Raw genomic sequence first — 15,630 nt, 5'->3', positions numbered from 1 at the left:
CGCTAAGAAGTTTGATTTAGATCAATACGTAAAAATATCAGGAGGTATTTTTCAATTTAAAATAAAATAATTTTTGCAAGCACATGATTATTCTAAAATATGTGCTATTTTTAAGGTAAATATTTGTTAAGGGATTTATATGGCTACTGAAAATGCGTTGTACACCATTCTAATTGAAAAAATTAAACAAGATGCGTTAATCCTTCCTACCTTGCCAGAAATAGCATTAAAAGTACGAGATGCCGCAGATGATCCAGAAATTAATTTACACAAAATGAGTGATATTATCTCTCACGATCCAGCTTTGTCTGTTGGTATGTTAAAGGTTGCCAATAATGCGATAATGGGCCGCTCTGTTAAAGTTGAAACTGTTAATCAAGCGGTAACTCGCATTGGCTTACGACAAATTAAAAGTATTGCTACGGCAATGGCACTTGAACAAGTTTTTGTTTCTGAAAACGACACGGTTTCTATGTATATGAAAAAATCTTGGCAAAAAACCGTTGAAGTATCTTCTGTTGCAATTGCTTTAATGACTTTATACTTAAAAGAAAACAAACATTCACCATTAGCCTTAGATACATTAACCTTAGCGGCATTGGTTCATAACATTGGTGTTTTACCAATATTAACAGAAGCTGAAAATCATCCTGAAGTATTTGCTAATCCGGTTTTTTTACAACAGGCCATTGCTAAACTAGCGAGCCCTATTGGTGCTGCCGTAATTAAAGCTTGGGGCTTTTCAGATGAGTTTACTTATATTGTTGAAAGTTGGAGTGACTTGTCTAAGTTACCAACGGAAGTAAATTATGTTGATTTTATTCGTATTGGCGCTATTTATCATGGCGTGTTTAAAAGCGAATCTACCCAAGCGGTTTTATTAAAAAGTTATGTCAATAAAGGTATTTTACCTGATGGTGATTATTTAGATAACGATGAATTTATTGAATTGTTTAATAATGTAAAAGCGCTGTTTAGTTAATAGTTGTTTTACAAACTTAGTTTATCTAGTTAACTAATAGAGTAAAAAGGGGCTTGACTGCTCCTTTTTTACGCTCTGTTTTTATTTCATACTTGTTTGCAGCAAGGCGAGCTTGTATAGTGTCATCTTTTTAAAACATAGCAAATTTATATAATTAATTAGTAATTGCTTTATTGACGATATGACATTAATAAAGGACTTATAATTCAATAGTTAATTATCTAATTTGATATTTAAACGTCGTAAAACTATAGGGTTACAACTATATGCGCATTATTTTGTTAGGTGCTCCTGGAGCTGGTAAAGGTACACAAGCACAATTTTTAATGGCCAAATATGGCATTCCGCAAATTTCTACCGGTGATATGTTACGTGCTGCAATTAAAGCTGGCACTGAGCTAGGTAAAAAAGCGAAAGCTGTTATGGATGCTGGCCAACTAGTCTCTGATGAATTAATCATTGGTTTAGTAAAAGAACGCGTAGCAGAAGAAGACTGTGCAAAAGGTTTTTTACTTGATGGTTTTCCTCGTACTATTCCACAAGCCGATGCCATGAAAGAAAATGGTATCGATGTTGATTATGTTATTGAATTTGACGTACCTGATGAAGTGATTGTAGAACGTATGGCGGGTCGCCGTGTTCATTCAGGCTCTGGTCGTGTTTATCACTTAGTTTATAATCCTCCAAAAGTTGAAGGAAAGGATGACGTTACCGGTGAAGACTTAGCAATTCGTCCTGATGATGAAGAAGCTACCGTACGTAAGCGTTTAGGTATTTATCACGATCAAACTAAGCCATTAGTTGCTTATTATCAAGGTGAAGCTGAGCAAGGAAATTGCCAATATTTAACCCTTGATGGTACTGATGCGGTAGAAAAAGTAAGTGCATTATTAGCTGAAAAACTTAGCTGATTTCTGGGTACTATTGAATTATGATCAAACCAGTTGCCTTCAACTGGTTTTTTTTCGTCTAAAAAAAGGAAGTGTTATGACAGTGGAAATAATACCATTCCGTATTACGGGATTATATGCCGGAGTACTCGCTTTAATTTATATGTTAATGGCTATTAATGTGATGATAAATCGCTATAAATTTAAAGTTGGTATTGGCGATGGTGAACAAAGGCCGTTAGCAAAAGCTATTCGGATACATGGTAACTTTGCCGAATATATTCCGTTTATTTTGGTATTGATGGCAATATATGAATTAAACGGTGGTGATAGTACTCTTTTACATGGTTGTGGTATTGCACTTGCTTTAGGGCGGGTTCTACATGCAATTGGTATCAGTAAAAGTATTGGCGTAACCTTATATCGTCAAATTGGTATGCTGACAGCATTTATTGCTCTAGTTATGCTGGCAGTGATCAATATCATTAATTTTTTCTAGGTTTAAACAAGTAGATAACCGATTTAACTGACTTTATTAAGCATACCTACATGTGGAATATTATCTTCAAGATAAACATCTGTTACACGTTCGAAGCCATGTTGTTGATAAAACTTGGTTAAATGTTCCTGAGCTGAAATTTTAATGTCTACTTCTTCATGGTGAACTTCACAAAGTGCTAAGGCATATTCTAGCATTTGATGTGCTAATCCTTCTCCTCTGGCTTGCTGAGCAACCACAACACGGCCAATACTGGCATATTCACGGTAACTGGTTTGTGGCGGTAATATTCTTAAATAAGCGGAAATATGGCCTGCTTGATAGCAAAATAAATGTAGGGTTTTAGGATGTTTATCAAAGTTGTCTAAATCAGCATAATAACAGCTTTGCTCAACCACAAAAACGTCAATTCGAAGTTTCAAAATGTCGTATAACTCGTTTGTTGTTAACGAATTAAATGTTTTTATTTGCCATTGAATTGCCATAAATTTTGTACCGAAAAAAACAACAACGTTAATTGCAGCACGAAATATCGACTTGGTAAAGTAATTATCTATTATTCAGCTAAAAAACGAGCGAACATAGGTTGGCTTGGCTTAAGATCTTGATGGGTAGTTAACAAAGTTTTGATATGTTTTTTGTAATCCGCTAAACATAGATCAGGAAATTCGTTAGCAATCACCTTAGTGAGATCTTGTTCGTTTAACGCTAAAACATAACCTAACACAAGGTGCTTTGGATTAAAGTCGCATTGATATATGGTAGCTCGGACTTGACTGGCCGAATAGTTAGCTTGTTTACCGTAGCGTTTTTCCAAGCGTGGTAATAATTTATTGAAGTACTTTTTCAATGACCAAGTTGTAAACACAAGCTTTTCCTTAGCAGTTGTTTAATGGTGAAAAAAGAAACAAAAGAGTTATTACTCTAAGTTGGATGATTATAGGCTTCTGATTAGTTTTTACAATGGGTAATCATGAGGAAAACAGTTAAGTTTTATTAAGTGACTGTTTTTAAAATTGAATATCTTTTATGAAAAAAATTCAATCATTAACTTCCATTTATTTGTTATGAAAGTTAGTGATTGAACGGGTTGATTGCTTAATAATAAAGCTATCGTTATTTCGAATGGCGTTGCTGTAATACTTCCATCACTTCAGAAAGAGCAATGTTTTGATCTTTTAATAACACCAGAGTGTGATAAAACAAATCAGCACATTCACCTAAAAAGTCTTCTTTTGTTTCTGCTAATGCAGCAATAACAACTTCAACACCTTCTTCACCTACTTTTTGAGCCACTTTGTTAGTGCCACGTGAAAGTAAGCGTGCTGTATAACTTTCTTCAATCGGATCTTTTGAGCGCTTATCAACAAAACGCTCTAAATAACTTAAAAAGTTTTGTTGGCTTAATTGTTCTTCAGGAAAACACGAGGTTGTGTTTAAGTGACACGTTGGCCCGTTTGGTTCTGCGGCAATTAATAAACAGTCTTTATCACAATCGGCTAATACTTGCTTAACATCTAAGGTGTTATTTGAGCTTTCACCTTTCATCCATAAACGCTGTTTTGAGCGGCTAAAAAATGTGGCTTTTTCTGTTTTTAATGTTGCCGTTAATGCTTCTTGGTTCATAAACCCTTGCATTAATACCGCTCCTGTTGCTGCATCTTGGATGATAACAGGTAATAGGTGATCCATTTTTTCCCAAGCTAATGAATCAAGATTATCTAAAGTTACTTGCATGTTTCTTCCTTACAGAGGCGGATTTCAATTTGGTTGTTTTTTAAAGTTTCTTTTAAGGTATTAATTGGAATAATACCTTTATGAAAAACACTTGCCGCTAGTGCGCCGTCAACATCAGCTTGCTTAAAAACATCGCTGAAATGGCTAATTTCACCAGCACCGCCTGAGGCAATTAAGGGGACATTACAAACGGCACGGGCTTGGGCTAATTGCTTAATGTCGTAACCTTGGCGAACGCCATCTTGGTTCATACAGTTTAAGACAATTTCACCAGCACCAAGTTCTTGTACTTTTTTGATCCATTCAAAAGTAGTCCAAGCGGTTTTTTGGGTCCGGGTTTCATCACCGGTAAATTGGTAAACTTGATATTCACCGGTTTCTTCATTGAAAAAGCTGTCAATGCCAACAACAACACATTGTTGACCAAATTGATCAGCAAGGCGAGAGATTAACGTTGGGTCCATTAAGGCGGGTGAATTGATACTGATTTTGTCAGCACCCATTTTTAAAATTTGTTTTGCGTCTTCTTCGGTTTTAATACCCCCGGCAACACAAAAAGGAATATCGATAACTTGTGCAATTCGAGTAACCCAGCTTTTATCAACTACTCGGCCATCCGAGCTAGCTGTAATATCATAAAAAACTAATTCATCAGCACCAGCTAGCGCGTATTGCTCAGCTAATGGCACTATATCACCAATAATTTCATGATTACGGAATTTTACGCCTTTTACGACTTTGCCATCACGAACATCAAGGCAAGGAATAATGCGTTTGGCTAACATGGTTTAACCTCGTATTGCGATATTTGTAACATGTAAAAGTTACCTATTTATAGTGTTAATGCATTGGATTTTATTCGGGTAGTACTTATTCATTTATTTTAGCTATATTCGCAATTAATATTACTTGTAAATTGTTTGATAAATAGGCAATAAATAAGAACCAGAATGAATAGCAGAAGTATATATTTTTTCAGGATTAATTTGTAGTTTATTCCGCAGTACAAAGAGATCATTTTTACGTAATATTGTTTATATAACCTCGGTTCACCCAAAATGCTTAATTGCATTATCTATCTAGTTAAATACTAAGTTTTAAATATGTAAGCGCTAAAGCTATTCGGTTGTGAAAAAGTAAGTTTATTTAACGGTATTTTAGGATCTCAACTTAACTGGGGTTTTATGACGACTTACAAGAAAAACTTATTATTATTCAACAGTTTTTTTATTGGACAATAGTTGAATATCTTTTGCGCTAGAAAGTTTGTTGACTTATATTTAAATAAACGTAAAAGTGTATATGTTCGCTTTATTAGAAGGATTTTAGTCAATGAAGAAAGAATCGGAAATAAATACGACGTTATCAGCATCGCAAGAGTTGGCGACAGTTAGAAATATTCTCTTTGGTGAAGCTCAAAATGCGCTAGAGCAAAAATTGGCGAATTTACAAACCTCCCTTGATCAAGGACTATCCGCATTAAAGTATGACTTTTCTGAAAAGCTACAAAGTATGCATAGTAGTATTGATCATTCTTTGACCCAGTTGGAAGAAAAACTCCAATATGTAGATAACCAACATGATGAAAAGAGTGCGACGCTTGATAAACAATTAGCAGCACTTTCTTCCGAACATGAAATTTTTGCTACCACAACTGAAAAAAATATCGAAACACTTAATGGTGAACTCGATAAAGAATCACAGCAATTATCACACAACTTTGCCGTGCAATTGGAAGCATTAAAACAAGAGCTTGATAAAGTTTCGCTTGAATTGCATTCATCGAAAACCGATAGAAAAACTCTGGCTAAATTATTAGCTACCATGGCGACAAATTTAGAAGACGATGACGTGTAATGGGAGAAAAAGACTCATCATCCTCGGCAGCGCTTGATGAACAAAACCTCAGTGAACTAAGGGAAATACTGCTAGGTAAAAATTATCACTTAGTAACTGAGCAAATAAAACATCAATCGCGAGACTTGGTTAAAGATGTTGTTGCTGAAGCAATATACGATCGTAATAAACAAGATAAAGCGATTGATAATATCTTGCAGCCGATTGTTGAGCGCTCAGTGGAAACGTCGGTTAATGGCAGCCGTGATAAATTAATCAGTTCACTTTACCCCTTAGTTGGCGGCTTAGTACGCAAGTCGGTAAAAGCTTTTCTGAGCGATTTTATCGAAAAAACGAATCAATTATTAGAAAACAGTTTTACGATTAAAGGCTTGAAATGGCGATTTAAAGCCCGTCAAGCAGGTGTCTCTTTTGCACAATATGTGGTTTCACAAACATTTGTTTATCGAGTTGAACATATATTGTTGATCCACCGAGAAACTGGGATTTTACTTAAATCGGTTGATCACAATAAGTTTGGTCATTCTGATGTTGATCTTATCTCTTCCATGTTAACTGCGATTAATGACTTTGTTGCCGATTCTTTAGTGCAACGTGATGAAAATGAAGAGCAATTACAAACTATTCGCACTGATAATTTCAGTTTATTAATAAAGCCCGGGCCTTATGCCATGATCGTACTGGCTGTTACGGGTAATTCACCGCACCGATTATTAGATCAAATGCAGCTAACACTCGAAAATATTCATCAATTATATGATGAGGAACTTCGAAATTTTTCAGGTGATGTTGACGCTTTTGATGGCGCAGATAATCAATTACGCCATTGTTTATTATCAGAAGAAAAAGCCCCAGAAACTAACAATCATAAAAAGCCATGGTTAGCGTGGTTATTATTAACGGCTATGAGTTTAGGCATTGTTTATTGGTTAGTTTGCCTGTGGCAAAGCCAACAATTAACGCAGCAAATTCGTTTGTTAAATCAAGAACCTGGCTTTGCTATTCAATCATTAACGGTTGACTGGGATCAGCGTATACATTTAGATGTTATTCGAGACCCTAATGCCATGCCTGTTAAGCAGTGGCTAGCTTCACAAGGTATAGCAACTAATGAGCTAATACTGACAGAGCATTTATTTTATTCAATTGATCCTGCGTTAATTAATGTAAGGTTAACTGAGTTTTTACAGTTGTATCCAACGCTAGATTATCATTGGCAAGATAAACAGTTAGTTATTTCAGGGCAGCTTGCTTTAAGTGATAAAACCGTATTTATGGAACAGCTTTCTCACATTGTTTCTTTACCACCGCATGCGATTGATGTTGATAATATTGAGTATATCTATGCTAAAGATAGCTTACAGGAAACTAATAAGGAGCAGCAAAAAGCATTATTTTTTCTAGCACTTGCCGAGTTTAATTTACTGCAAGTTAACTTTGAAATTGCTTCAAGCCAGTTAACGGATGAAATAAAGACAACACTTGCTGATATTAGCGTTAAATATCAACAGTTAGAGCAGTTAGCCGCAACATTAGAATTTCGCCTAGCGTTAGTACTTGTTGGTACCAGTGATACTCAAGGCACTCAATATATTAATGATAAATTAAGTTTAGCCCGCGCATTAAACGTGAAAAAACAATTAGTTGAACTTGGCTTAGATAAAAATGGCGTTTATGCTACAAATATTGGTACTGTTACTTTAGCTGATGTTCCTGCGAGTGAAAGCATTGAAACACGTAAGGTGATATTTAATATTGTTTATGTTGATGTTAGCAAGCCACAGGGAAAAAAATGATAAATATTGGGACTGTAGTTAAATGATCCAAAAAAAAATATGTTTATTGGGAGCTACTGGTGTTGGAAAAACCAGTTTGGTACGGCAATTCGTGTCAGGTATTTTTGACGACAAATATCTCACTTCGTTAGGGGTGAAAGTTGATAAAAAGGTTGTTCAACTAGAGCAAACTTCTGTCCAATTTTTGTTATGGGATATTGAAGGGGTTGATCAATACGCTGCTTTTAATCCTCGCTACCTTCGTGGGGCTTCGGGGGTGATTATTGTTGTAGATAAAACCCGAAAACAGTCATTTGTGGAAGGTTATGAGATCTTTAATTCAGTAAAAAGTTTAATTGATTGCCCAATAGTACTCGCGGTGAATAAAAGTGACTTACAAGAAAGCTTTTCACTTAGCGATAGTGTCGAGCAACAACAATTATTTCAGTTGTGCTTTCAAACGAGCGCTAAAACAGGCGAACAAGTTGAAGAAATGTTCAGTGGGCTAGCTAAGTTATTAGTGCCCCAGTAATAATTTAATTGAGTACCAAAGGATAAATTATGAGTAATAGTCTTAAAAAAGCTAACCACCATATTGCGTTTGATGCTTTGGCTGCTATGAAACAAGCTGTTTTTATTTGTGAAGACTTAGCTTCAATGAGCTTAACTTTGGTTGCCGGTGAGAGTGAATGGTTACGTAAAGTATTACCTCATGCTCAGTTAGGTCAAGCTTTTACGTTAAGTGATGAAAGCTTTTTTCTACAAGATTTTCTAATCGATGCGCAAAACCTTTGGCAAAATGATAATCAAGGTAAATTATCCTCAGGTTTTTGGACGGAAGAATATGATGTCGATAAAAATAAGCATCTACATCTTGAAGCCATTGCTGTTAACAATAATAACTTACATTTGTTAATTATTATTAATCAGTCGGAAGCGTTTGTACATAAACAGAATACGTTACAAGCTGCCAGAGAAATGATGCTAGCAAATGATAAATTACAAGAGCAGTACGACTACCTACAACACCGTTTATTAACGCTATTAAACACACCAGACTCCATTGATGATTTACTTTCTCCCATTTTATCAGCGATTGAAAATGCAAATTTTGGGGTCATTGTTGTTGATGCAAATTTTAAATCATTAATTGATAACCCTGCCGTATTAAAAATATTTGATCACCTTGATGAGCATGATTCTCTTGTTCAAAGTCCGGTTAATATTATTTTAAACTTGATGGAATCACAGTTGCCAGAGTACGAAAGAATAAGGCTTATGGGAAGTAGTTGGAGCGGTGAGTTGTGCTGGATGAAACCGCCCAATAGTTTAAAGTGGTTAAAAGTTGCTATTTACCCTGCAAAAGATGGCAACAACAATATTAAACATTGGATTTTGTTTATTAACGACATTAGTCGTGAAAAATACTTATTACAACGTAATGAAAAGTTAACCCAACAAGATCTACTGACTAACCTTCCTAATCGTTATGCTTTTTGGCAATACCTAGAGCAGAATATTGCCAGCCAGGCATCATTTTTATTGTTATATATTGATATTAAGAACTTTAAAAAAATTAATGAGATTCATGGTCATGTAGAAGGGGATAAATTATTAGTTGAATTTAGCCTACGTTGTAAAGGGCTGTTAAAAAGTACTGACTTTATTGCTCGTATTGGTGGTGATGAATTCGCGATTATTTTCCAGAATACCGAAAGTGTAGAAGAAGGAAAGCTGTTAGGTAAGCATTTATTTTCGATAGCGCATTTGCCTTTTTATACGCAAGCTGGAGACGCTTATCATATTGATATTAGCGTTGGTGGTACTTTTTCTCCTTACGATAGTTCTAGTCCGGAAGAGTTAGTAAAATTTGCTGATTTCAGTGCTTATAATGGGAGTTTTACCCAATATAGTGGCATTCAGTTTTATTCACAAAAGATGAAAGATGACTCATCTCGACGTATTAATTTTGAACAGGCGTTACGTAAAGCCATTGTTAATAATGAATTTAGTTTAGTATTTCAACCCATTTTAAATTTAAAAACTCAAACCGTTGAAAAAGCTGAAGTACTTATTCGATGGGAAAGGCCAGGTTATGGCATGGTGATGCCATCTGAATTTATTGCTATTGCCGAGCAAAGTGGTTTTATTGTTGATTTAGGAAAATGGGTATTTGAGGCCGCGGTAAATTATCTTAAAAAATTATCGGCACAAGGGCTAGCGATTAAGTTTTCAATTAACTTATCGCCATTACAAGTGCAAGATAATGAGTTACTAAGCTTTATTAAAAATAGTGTTGCTGCCGCAAAGGTTAATCCTGCTTTACTTGAGGTTGAAATTACCGAGGGTAGCTTAATTAGCGACTTTGAAGAAATGTATAAATTATTGACCTTATTAAGAGACTTAGGTTTATCGGTGGCGATTGATGATTTTGGTACTGGGTATAGCTCTTTAGCGTATTTGAAAAAGCTACCAATAGACTCATTAAAAATAGATCGTTCGTTTATTGAAGATATAGTGACCGATAATAATGACAAAGCCATTGTTAAAGCGATTATTGCTATGGCTCATCAATTACGTTTATCGGTTATTGCTGAAGGGGTTGAAACTCAAGAGCAACAAACCTTTTTAAGTAAACATCATTGTGATTCGGCACAGGGGTATTTCTTTAGCCGACCACTAACGTTTGAGCACTTACAAGAGCGTTTAAAAAATTAATGCCAATTCGTTCTATGTGAGCACTTCTTCATACGGAATGGTATAACTTTAGGTTAAGCCATATTGTAAAAAAGCCGTTTTCCTAATGACAGGAAAACGGCTTTTTTAGATTAATGCAACTCAATGAGTGCTAAGTTTCTATGCCTTTGGCCAACAAGCAATCGCTTCTTCAAGGGTAAACTTACCTTCGAGTAATGAACGACCTAAAATTACGCCACTGACGCCTGTAGGAATAAGAGCTTTAACGTCATCTAAGCTACCAATGCCACCAGATGCTTGCCAATCAAGCTGTGGGTACTGTGCACAAAGCTCAGTATACATGCCAACATTTGAACCTGATAAGGTACCGTCTTTGCTGATATCTGTGCAAAGAACATGTTTTAAACCAGCGTCTTGATAATGCTCTAAAAGCTCTTCCAAATTGACACCACTGTCTTTTATCCAGCCGTGAGTTGGTAGCGTTTTATTACCGTTTTCGTCAATTTTTACATCAAGCGCTAACACGATTTTGTCACCGCCAAACTCTTTTAACCACTCGGCAACTAATTCAGGTTGTTTAATCGCTAAAGAACCAATTACCACACGATCAGCACCTACCGCGAGTAATTGTTCAACATCTTCTTTACAACGCACACCGCCACCCACTTGAATGGTCATGGTGTCATGATTTACTAAGGTTTTTAATAAGCTTAATTGGCGTTTAGTTGAATCTTTTGCACCGTCTAAATCAACAAAGTGCATCACAGTTGCACCGGCTGCAGCGTATAAATCTTGACGTTCTTTGGCAGTGTATACGTAATTTGTTTTTTGTTCGTAGTCACCTTGATAAAGGCGAACCACTTGACCGTCAATTAGGTCAATTGCTGGGATCATCATAATGCGTAGCCTCTGTAATAGCTCATTTTACATCTCCAAGAAATTTTTAATAATGGTACTGCCGGCGGTACCTGAACGCTCAGGGTGAAATTGACATCCAATAAAGTTGTTTTTAGCGATCGCTGCTGAAAATTCGCTGCCATATTGACAAGTTGCTGCGGTATATTCACCAACAGGAACAGCAAAGCTATGAACAAAGTAAAAATATTCGCCTTTGTTGATACCGGCAAATACTGGGTGATCAATCACTGACGTTAATGTATTCCAGCCCATATGTGGTAAACGTAACCCTTGAGCTTCTAATGGTTTTACTTGGGTTGGAATGAGGTTTAAACAATCAACAATTTCAAGTTCACCGGTAAAATCACCTTCGTGTGAGCTTTGTGTCATTAATTGCATACCTAAACAAAAACCTAAAACTGGTTGTGTTAAACCTTGCAGTGTTGGCGCTAAGTTTTTTTGATGAATATTAGCCATGGCATGTTTTGCATTACCAACACCCGGTAAAATCACTTTATCAGCTGATTTTATTAAGTTAATGTCATCGGTAATTAACGCCTTAAAACCAATGCGTTCAACGGCAAATTGCACTGACGATAAATTAGCACAGCCAGTATCAACAATAACGTTTAAGGTTTTATCCGACATAACTATAAAGCTCCTTTGGTGCTTGGTAACACATCGCCTTTTACTTCAATCGCTTGACGAAGGGCGCGGCCAAATACTTTAAATAAACTTTCTACTTGGTGGTGGCAGTTACCTTCAGTGGTTGATAAATGTAAGGTAATCGCCATAGCATCAGCTAATGAACGGAAAAAATGTGAGACCATTTGGGTTGACATAGTACCAACACGATCGTCGGTAAAATTAGCATCAAAAGCTAACCAAGGACGGCCAGATAAGTCGATAGAACATTCAGCGCGACATTCGTCCATCGGTAAAACAAAACCAAAACGGCCAATACCACGTTTGTCACCTAAGGCTTCTTTTAACGCTTGCCCTAACGCAAGTGCGGTATCTTCAACACTGTGGTGTTCGTCAATATGGTAATCACCATCAACATGTACTTGTAGGGAAAAACCACCGTGCGCTGATATTTGCTCTAACATGTGATCAAAAAAGCCTAAGCCCGTTTCAATTTTAGTACCGCTTGGCGAGTCTAAGTTAACTGAAATATTAATGTCGGTTTCTTTGGTGGTACGTGTAACACTAGCTTTGCGTGGTTTAACTAATAATTGCTCAGCAATGTCGTTCCAATTTAATGTTTCACGGTTATATTGAATACCGGTGATCCCCATATTTTCGGCTAACTGAATGTCAGTAATACGGTCACCAATAACGTAAGAGTTAGCAAAGTTAACTTTGCCAGCTTTTAAATAGTCACTCACCATGCCTAATTTAGGCTTACGGCATGAACAGTTGTCTTCTTCAAAATGAGGGCATAATAAAACGTCGTCAAAAATAACGCCTTGTGACGAAAAGAAATCCATCATTTTGTTATGAGGCAGGTCAAAATCAGCTTGTGGGTAGCTTATCGTGCCTAAGCCGTCTTGGTTTGATACCATCACTAAACGGTAGCCTTTACTTTGTAGCTTTAACAAAACCGGCACCACCATAGGTTCAAAAACTAATTTTTCTAGGCTATCAACTTGTTTGTCGGTGATAGGTTCTTCAATTAACGTACCGTCACGGTCGATAAAAAGAATATTTTGTTGAGACATTTTAGTTTCCTTTGGGCTTTTTTACGCGTTTTGTAGCATTTGAGTAATAGTTTGTTTTACTAGCGTTAATTCAGCTTCAGAGCCAATAGTAACGCGTAAACAATTGTCTAGCTGTTGTTGCTTTGATTGATCGCGAATTAAAATATCGTTAGCGATCAAAGCATCAAAAATTGCTGTTTTTTGTTCAGTTCTAAACAACACAAAGTTAGCATCGCTGTTAAAAACATCGCTACACCAAGTTTGTGTGTTTAACCAAGCGATAAAATCTTCTTTTAACTGGTTTGTGGTTTTTACCCGTGCTTGCATTACCGATAACCCTTGCGGGGTTAACGCGTTTGTTGCTAATTCAGCAATCGGTGCCGGCACAGGATAAGGAGCAATAACTTTGGCAATTAAATGAATAACATCATCATTGGCAATGGTGAAACCACAACGTAAACCCGCTAATGCAAACGCTTTTGAAAGGGTACGCAAAACAATTAAATTAGGATATTGGCTTAACCAACTAGCGGCGGTTGCTTCAGGTGAAAACTCAATATAAGCTTCATCAACTACCACCATGGCAGAATCTGCAAACGCTTCAATAACGGCTTTAATCTGTGCATGTGGTAACAGGTTACCGGTTGGATTACCCGGTGAACATAAAAATACCACGTTTACTTTGCCAACTTGCTGGCAGATACCATCAACATCAAGCTCATTATTAATTAATGGCACTTTCACAATACCTGCGCCGTGGTTTTCTGCACTGATAGCATACATACCATAGGTAGGAGGGCAGATTAAGATATTATCTTGGTAAGCTTTACAAAAGGTACGAATAATTAATTCAATACCTTCGTCAGCGCCACGGGTCGCCAATAATTGGCTTGCTTTTATATCCGCATAACTTGCATAAGCATTGATTAAACTTTCAGGTTGGAAGTCAGGGTAGCGATTGATGTTTTTAGCATCTAACTGATAGTTACCTGAACCTGAAGCTTCGTTGGCGTTTAACCATGTTTTTTTGTCAAAATCACCACCACCAGCTTGTAAACGACGTGCTGATAAGTACGGCACCATGTCGATAAGTTCTTGGCGAGCAATTTTCTCTATCACAGATTTTGTCATGTTCTCTGCTATACCTTGCTGTTTGTCTATACACGAAACATGCGTGTAAGTATTTGGGTTATGCTTGATTAATTTCTTCTAAACGAATAGTAACGGCACGCTGATGGGCATCTAAGCCTTCTGCGTCGGTTAATTCGATTAAACATTCACTTAAATTTTGTAGCCCTTGTGGTGATATTTCTTGCACCGTATAACGGCGAGAAAAATCAGCTAACGACAAGCTGCTGATCACTTTTGAATAACCATAAGTTGGTAATACGTGATTAGTCCCACTGGCGTAATCACCGGCTGACTCAGGGGTATAACGACCAACAAAAATAGAACCCGCGTTGCGTAAGGTACCAATTAAATTAGCAGCATTTTCAGTTTGCACAATTAAATGCTCAGGACCATATTCATTTGATACGACAATGGCTTCAGCCATATCTGCGGTTAAAATTAAGCGTGAATGACTTAAAGCTTGTGCTGCAATTTCTTGACGTGAAAGTTCAGCCAACTGTTTGCTAAGTTCAGCTTGTGTTCCGTCAATGATCGCTTGGCTGTCGGTTACCAAAATAACTTGGCTATCTGGGCCATGCTCAGCTTGTGATAATAAATCGGCAGCAATAAACGCAGGGTTGGCTTTACTGTCGGCTAATACTAATACTTCTGATGGACCGGCTGGCATATCGATAGTAAAACCAGGTACAAGTTGTGACAGTTGTTTTTTGGCTTCGGTAACATAACGATTACCTGGACCAAATACTTTATTTACTTGCGCAATGGTTTCAGTTCCTAACGCTAAGGCAGCAATCGCTTGTGCACCACCGATAGTGTAAATTTCTGTAATACCACACACCTTAGCTGCCGCTAAAACTTCATCTGCTAATTGGCCGTTTTTATCTGGCGGGCATACTAATACCGCGCGTTGACAGCCTGCTAGTGTTGCCGGAGCGCCAAGCATTAATACCGTTGAAGGTAATGGAGCAGAGCCCGCAGGAATATACAAACCAACACTTTCAATCGCTTCTGATTTTAATGTACAAACAACCCCTGGCGTGGTTTCAACTTTGATGTCGTTAAATTTTTGTGCGCTGTGGAATTTGATAATGTTTTGATGTGCTGTGTGAATTGCTTTTAAACGTTTTTCCGATAAACGTGCAACCGCTTGTTCAACTTGCTCGTTTGATACTTTTAACGATGAAAGTTTAATGCCGTCAAACTTTTCGGTTAAATTAAGTAACGCTTGATCACCATTGCTTTTCACTTGTTCAATAATGGCTGAAACTTGTTGACTAAGTTCGGCATTATTAGCAATAGCTGGACGAGACAATGCGGTTGCCTGCTCAGCTTTGCTTAAGGTTTGCCAGCTAATTATTGGTGTTTTCATATCATTTTCCACTAAATGGTTTACCGATAAATACTTGGTTATTTTAAGGTATTTGTTAAGCGTTCATTATGTCGACAATCAAAGTTCAATAATGAA

16 protein-coding genes are annotated in these 15,630 nt (G+C 36.8%); 7 read left to right on the top strand and 9 right to left on the bottom strand.

Annotation, left to right across the window (positions count from 1 at the left end):
- Positions 1-139 precede the first annotated feature (139 nt).
- The 3 genes from ACSLUO_RS09775 (at position 140) to ACSLUO_RS09765 (ending at position 2,371) form a co-directional block, all read left to right on the top strand.
- Complete coding sequence (locus tag ACSLUO_RS09775) at positions 140-982, top strand: HDOD domain-containing protein (protein ID WP_448248339.1); 843 nt, start codon at positions 140-142, stop codon at positions 980-982.
- Positions 983-1,248: 266 nt separating this feature from the next.
- Positions 1,249-1,893 carry an adenylate kinase gene (gene adk, locus ACSLUO_RS09770; protein ID WP_448248338.1) on the top strand — a complete coding sequence of 215 codons (645 nt, stop codon included), beginning with the start codon at positions 1,249-1,251 and terminating at the stop codon, positions 1,891-1,893.
- Positions 1,894-1,969: 76 nt separating this feature from the next.
- Positions 1,970-2,371, top strand: coding sequence for an MAPEG family protein (locus tag ACSLUO_RS09765; protein ID WP_448248337.1), 402 nt, complete (start codon positions 1,970-1,972; stop codon positions 2,369-2,371).
- Between the two features lie 23 nt (positions 2,372-2,394).
- Here the strand turns inward: ACSLUO_RS09765 and ACSLUO_RS09760 are convergent, their stop codons facing one another.
- From ACSLUO_RS09760 to hisF, 4 genes are all read right to left on the bottom strand, one after another.
- Positions 2,395-2,856 (bottom strand): GNAT family N-acetyltransferase, encoded by a 462-nt coding sequence (locus ACSLUO_RS09760; protein WP_448248336.1) that lies wholly within the window; start codon positions 2,854-2,856, stop codon positions 2,395-2,397.
- 71 nt (positions 2,857-2,927) lie between these two features.
- Positions 2,928-3,239: a DUF6559 family protein gene (locus ACSLUO_RS09755; RefSeq protein WP_448248335.1), complete on the bottom strand. Its 312-nt coding sequence runs from the start codon at positions 3,237-3,239 to the stop codon at positions 2,928-2,930.
- Between the two features lie 248 nt (positions 3,240-3,487).
- Positions 3,488-4,108: a bifunctional phosphoribosyl-AMP cyclohydrolase/phosphoribosyl-ATP diphosphatase HisIE gene (gene hisIE, locus ACSLUO_RS09750; RefSeq protein WP_448248334.1), complete on the bottom strand. Its 621-nt coding sequence runs from the start codon at positions 4,106-4,108 to the stop codon at positions 3,488-3,490.
- Positions 4,099-4,893 carry an imidazole glycerol phosphate synthase subunit HisF gene (gene hisF, locus ACSLUO_RS09745; protein WP_448248333.1) on the bottom strand — a complete coding sequence of 265 codons (795 nt, stop codon included), beginning with the start codon at positions 4,891-4,893 and terminating at the stop codon, positions 4,099-4,101. Before hisF ends, hisIE begins: the two co-directional genes overlap by 10 nt.
- 547 nt (positions 4,894-5,440) lie before the next feature.
- Between hisF and ACSLUO_RS09740 the strand changes: the two genes are divergently transcribed.
- The 4 genes from ACSLUO_RS09740 to ACSLUO_RS09725 are packed head-to-tail and all read left to right on the top strand — an operon-like array spanning position 5,441 to position 10,458.
- Positions 5,441-5,965, top strand: coding sequence for a hypothetical protein (locus ACSLUO_RS09740; protein WP_448248332.1), 525 nt, complete (start codon positions 5,441-5,443; stop codon positions 5,963-5,965).
- Complete coding sequence (locus ACSLUO_RS09735; RefSeq protein ID WP_448248331.1) at positions 5,965-7,761, top strand: OmpA family protein; 1,797 nt, start codon at positions 5,965-5,967, stop codon at positions 7,759-7,761. The genes ACSLUO_RS09740 and ACSLUO_RS09735 overlap by 1 nt, the downstream gene beginning before the upstream one ends.
- A gap of 22 nt (positions 7,762-7,783) precedes the next feature.
- The gene (locus ACSLUO_RS09730; protein ID WP_448248330.1) at positions 7,784-8,272 is read left to right on the top strand and encodes a Rab family GTPase; all 489 of its coding nucleotides are present in this window, start codon (positions 7,784-7,786) and stop codon (positions 8,270-8,272) included.
- A 29-nt stretch (positions 8,273-8,301) separates the two neighbouring features.
- Complete coding sequence (locus ACSLUO_RS09725) at positions 8,302-10,458, top strand: EAL domain-containing protein (RefSeq protein ID WP_448248329.1); 2,157 nt, start codon at positions 8,302-8,304, stop codon at positions 10,456-10,458.
- Between the two features lie 138 nt (positions 10,459-10,596).
- Here the strand turns inward: ACSLUO_RS09725 and hisA are convergent, their stop codons facing one another.
- Genes hisA through hisD form a run of 5 tightly spaced genes read right to left on the bottom strand, consistent with a single transcriptional unit; the run spans position 10,597 to position 15,534 of the window.
- A complete protein-coding gene (gene hisA, locus ACSLUO_RS09720; protein WP_448248328.1) occupies positions 10,597-11,334 on the bottom strand; it encodes a 1-(5-phosphoribosyl)-5-[(5-phosphoribosylamino)methylideneamino]imidazole-4-carboxamide isomerase in 738 nt (245 codons plus the stop codon).
- A gap of 27 nt (positions 11,335-11,361) precedes the next feature.
- Positions 11,362-11,982, bottom strand: coding sequence for an imidazole glycerol phosphate synthase subunit HisH (gene hisH, locus ACSLUO_RS09715; RefSeq protein WP_448248327.1), 621 nt, complete (start codon positions 11,980-11,982; stop codon positions 11,362-11,364).
- A 2-nt stretch (positions 11,983-11,984) separates the two neighbouring features.
- Positions 11,985-13,055 (bottom strand): bifunctional histidinol-phosphatase/imidazoleglycerol-phosphate dehydratase HisB, encoded by a 1,071-nt coding sequence (gene hisB / locus ACSLUO_RS09710; RefSeq protein WP_448248326.1) that lies wholly within the window; start codon positions 13,053-13,055, stop codon positions 11,985-11,987.
- A 21-nt stretch (positions 13,056-13,076) separates the two neighbouring features.
- A complete protein-coding gene (gene hisC, locus ACSLUO_RS09705) occupies positions 13,077-14,165 on the bottom strand; it encodes a histidinol-phosphate transaminase (protein WP_448248325.1) in 1,089 nt (362 codons plus the stop codon).
- 58 nt (positions 14,166-14,223) lie between these two features.
- The gene (gene hisD, locus ACSLUO_RS09700) at positions 14,224-15,534 is read right to left on the bottom strand and encodes a histidinol dehydrogenase (protein WP_448248324.1); all 1,311 of its coding nucleotides are present in this window, start codon (positions 15,532-15,534) and stop codon (positions 14,224-14,226) included.
- Positions 15,535-15,630 lie beyond the last annotated feature (96 nt).

The organism is Thalassotalea agariperforans, from assembly GCF_053470345.1.
The sequence above is the reverse complement of the archived record's forward strand: the minus strand, read 5'-3'. Positions and strand labels throughout refer to the sequence as shown.

Bases quoted from the DNA above. Each gene is read 5' to 3' on its own strand.
- ACSLUO_RS09775 (WP_448248339.1), top strand. From the start codon at position 140: ATGGCTACTGAAAATGCGTTGTACACCATTCTAATTGAAAAAATTAAA.
- adk (WP_448248338.1), top strand. From the start codon at position 1,249: ATGCGCATTATTTTGTTAGGTGCTCCTGGAGCTGGTAAAGGTACACAA.
- ACSLUO_RS09765 (WP_448248337.1), top strand. From the start codon at position 1,970: ATGACAGTGGAAATAATACCATTCCGTATTACGGGATTATATGCCGGA.
- ACSLUO_RS09760 (WP_448248336.1), bottom strand. From the start codon at position 2,856: ATGGCAATTCAATGGCAAATAAAAACATTTAATTCGTTAACAACAAAC.
- hisIE (WP_448248334.1), bottom strand. From the start codon at position 4,108: ATGCAAGTAACTTTAGATAATCTTGATTCATTAGCTTGGGAAAAAATG.
- hisF (WP_448248333.1), bottom strand. From the start codon at position 4,893: ATGTTAGCCAAACGCATTATTCCTTGCCTTGATGTTCGTGATGGCAAA.
- ACSLUO_RS09740 (WP_448248332.1), top strand. From the start codon at position 5,441: ATGAAGAAAGAATCGGAAATAAATACGACGTTATCAGCATCGCAAGAG.
- ACSLUO_RS09735 (WP_448248331.1), top strand. From the start codon at position 5,965: ATGGGAGAAAAAGACTCATCATCCTCGGCAGCGCTTGATGAACAAAAC.
- ACSLUO_RS09730 (WP_448248330.1), top strand. From the start codon at position 7,784: ATGATCCAAAAAAAAATATGTTTATTGGGAGCTACTGGTGTTGGAAAA.
- ACSLUO_RS09725 (WP_448248329.1), top strand. From the start codon at position 8,302: ATGAGTAATAGTCTTAAAAAAGCTAACCACCATATTGCGTTTGATGCT.
- hisA (WP_448248328.1), bottom strand. From the start codon at position 11,334: ATGATGATCCCAGCAATTGACCTAATTGACGGTCAAGTGGTTCGCCTT.
- hisH (WP_448248327.1), bottom strand. From the start codon at position 11,982: ATGTCGGATAAAACCTTAAACGTTATTGTTGATACTGGCTGTGCTAAT.
- hisB (WP_448248326.1), bottom strand. From the start codon at position 13,055: ATGTCTCAACAAAATATTCTTTTTATCGACCGTGACGGTACGTTAATT.
- hisC (WP_448248325.1), bottom strand. From the start codon at position 14,165: ATGACAAAATCTGTGATAGAGAAAATTGCTCGCCAAGAACTTATCGAC.
- hisD (WP_448248324.1), bottom strand. From the start codon at position 15,534: ATGAAAACACCAATAATTAGCTGGCAAACCTTAAGCAAAGCTGAGCAG.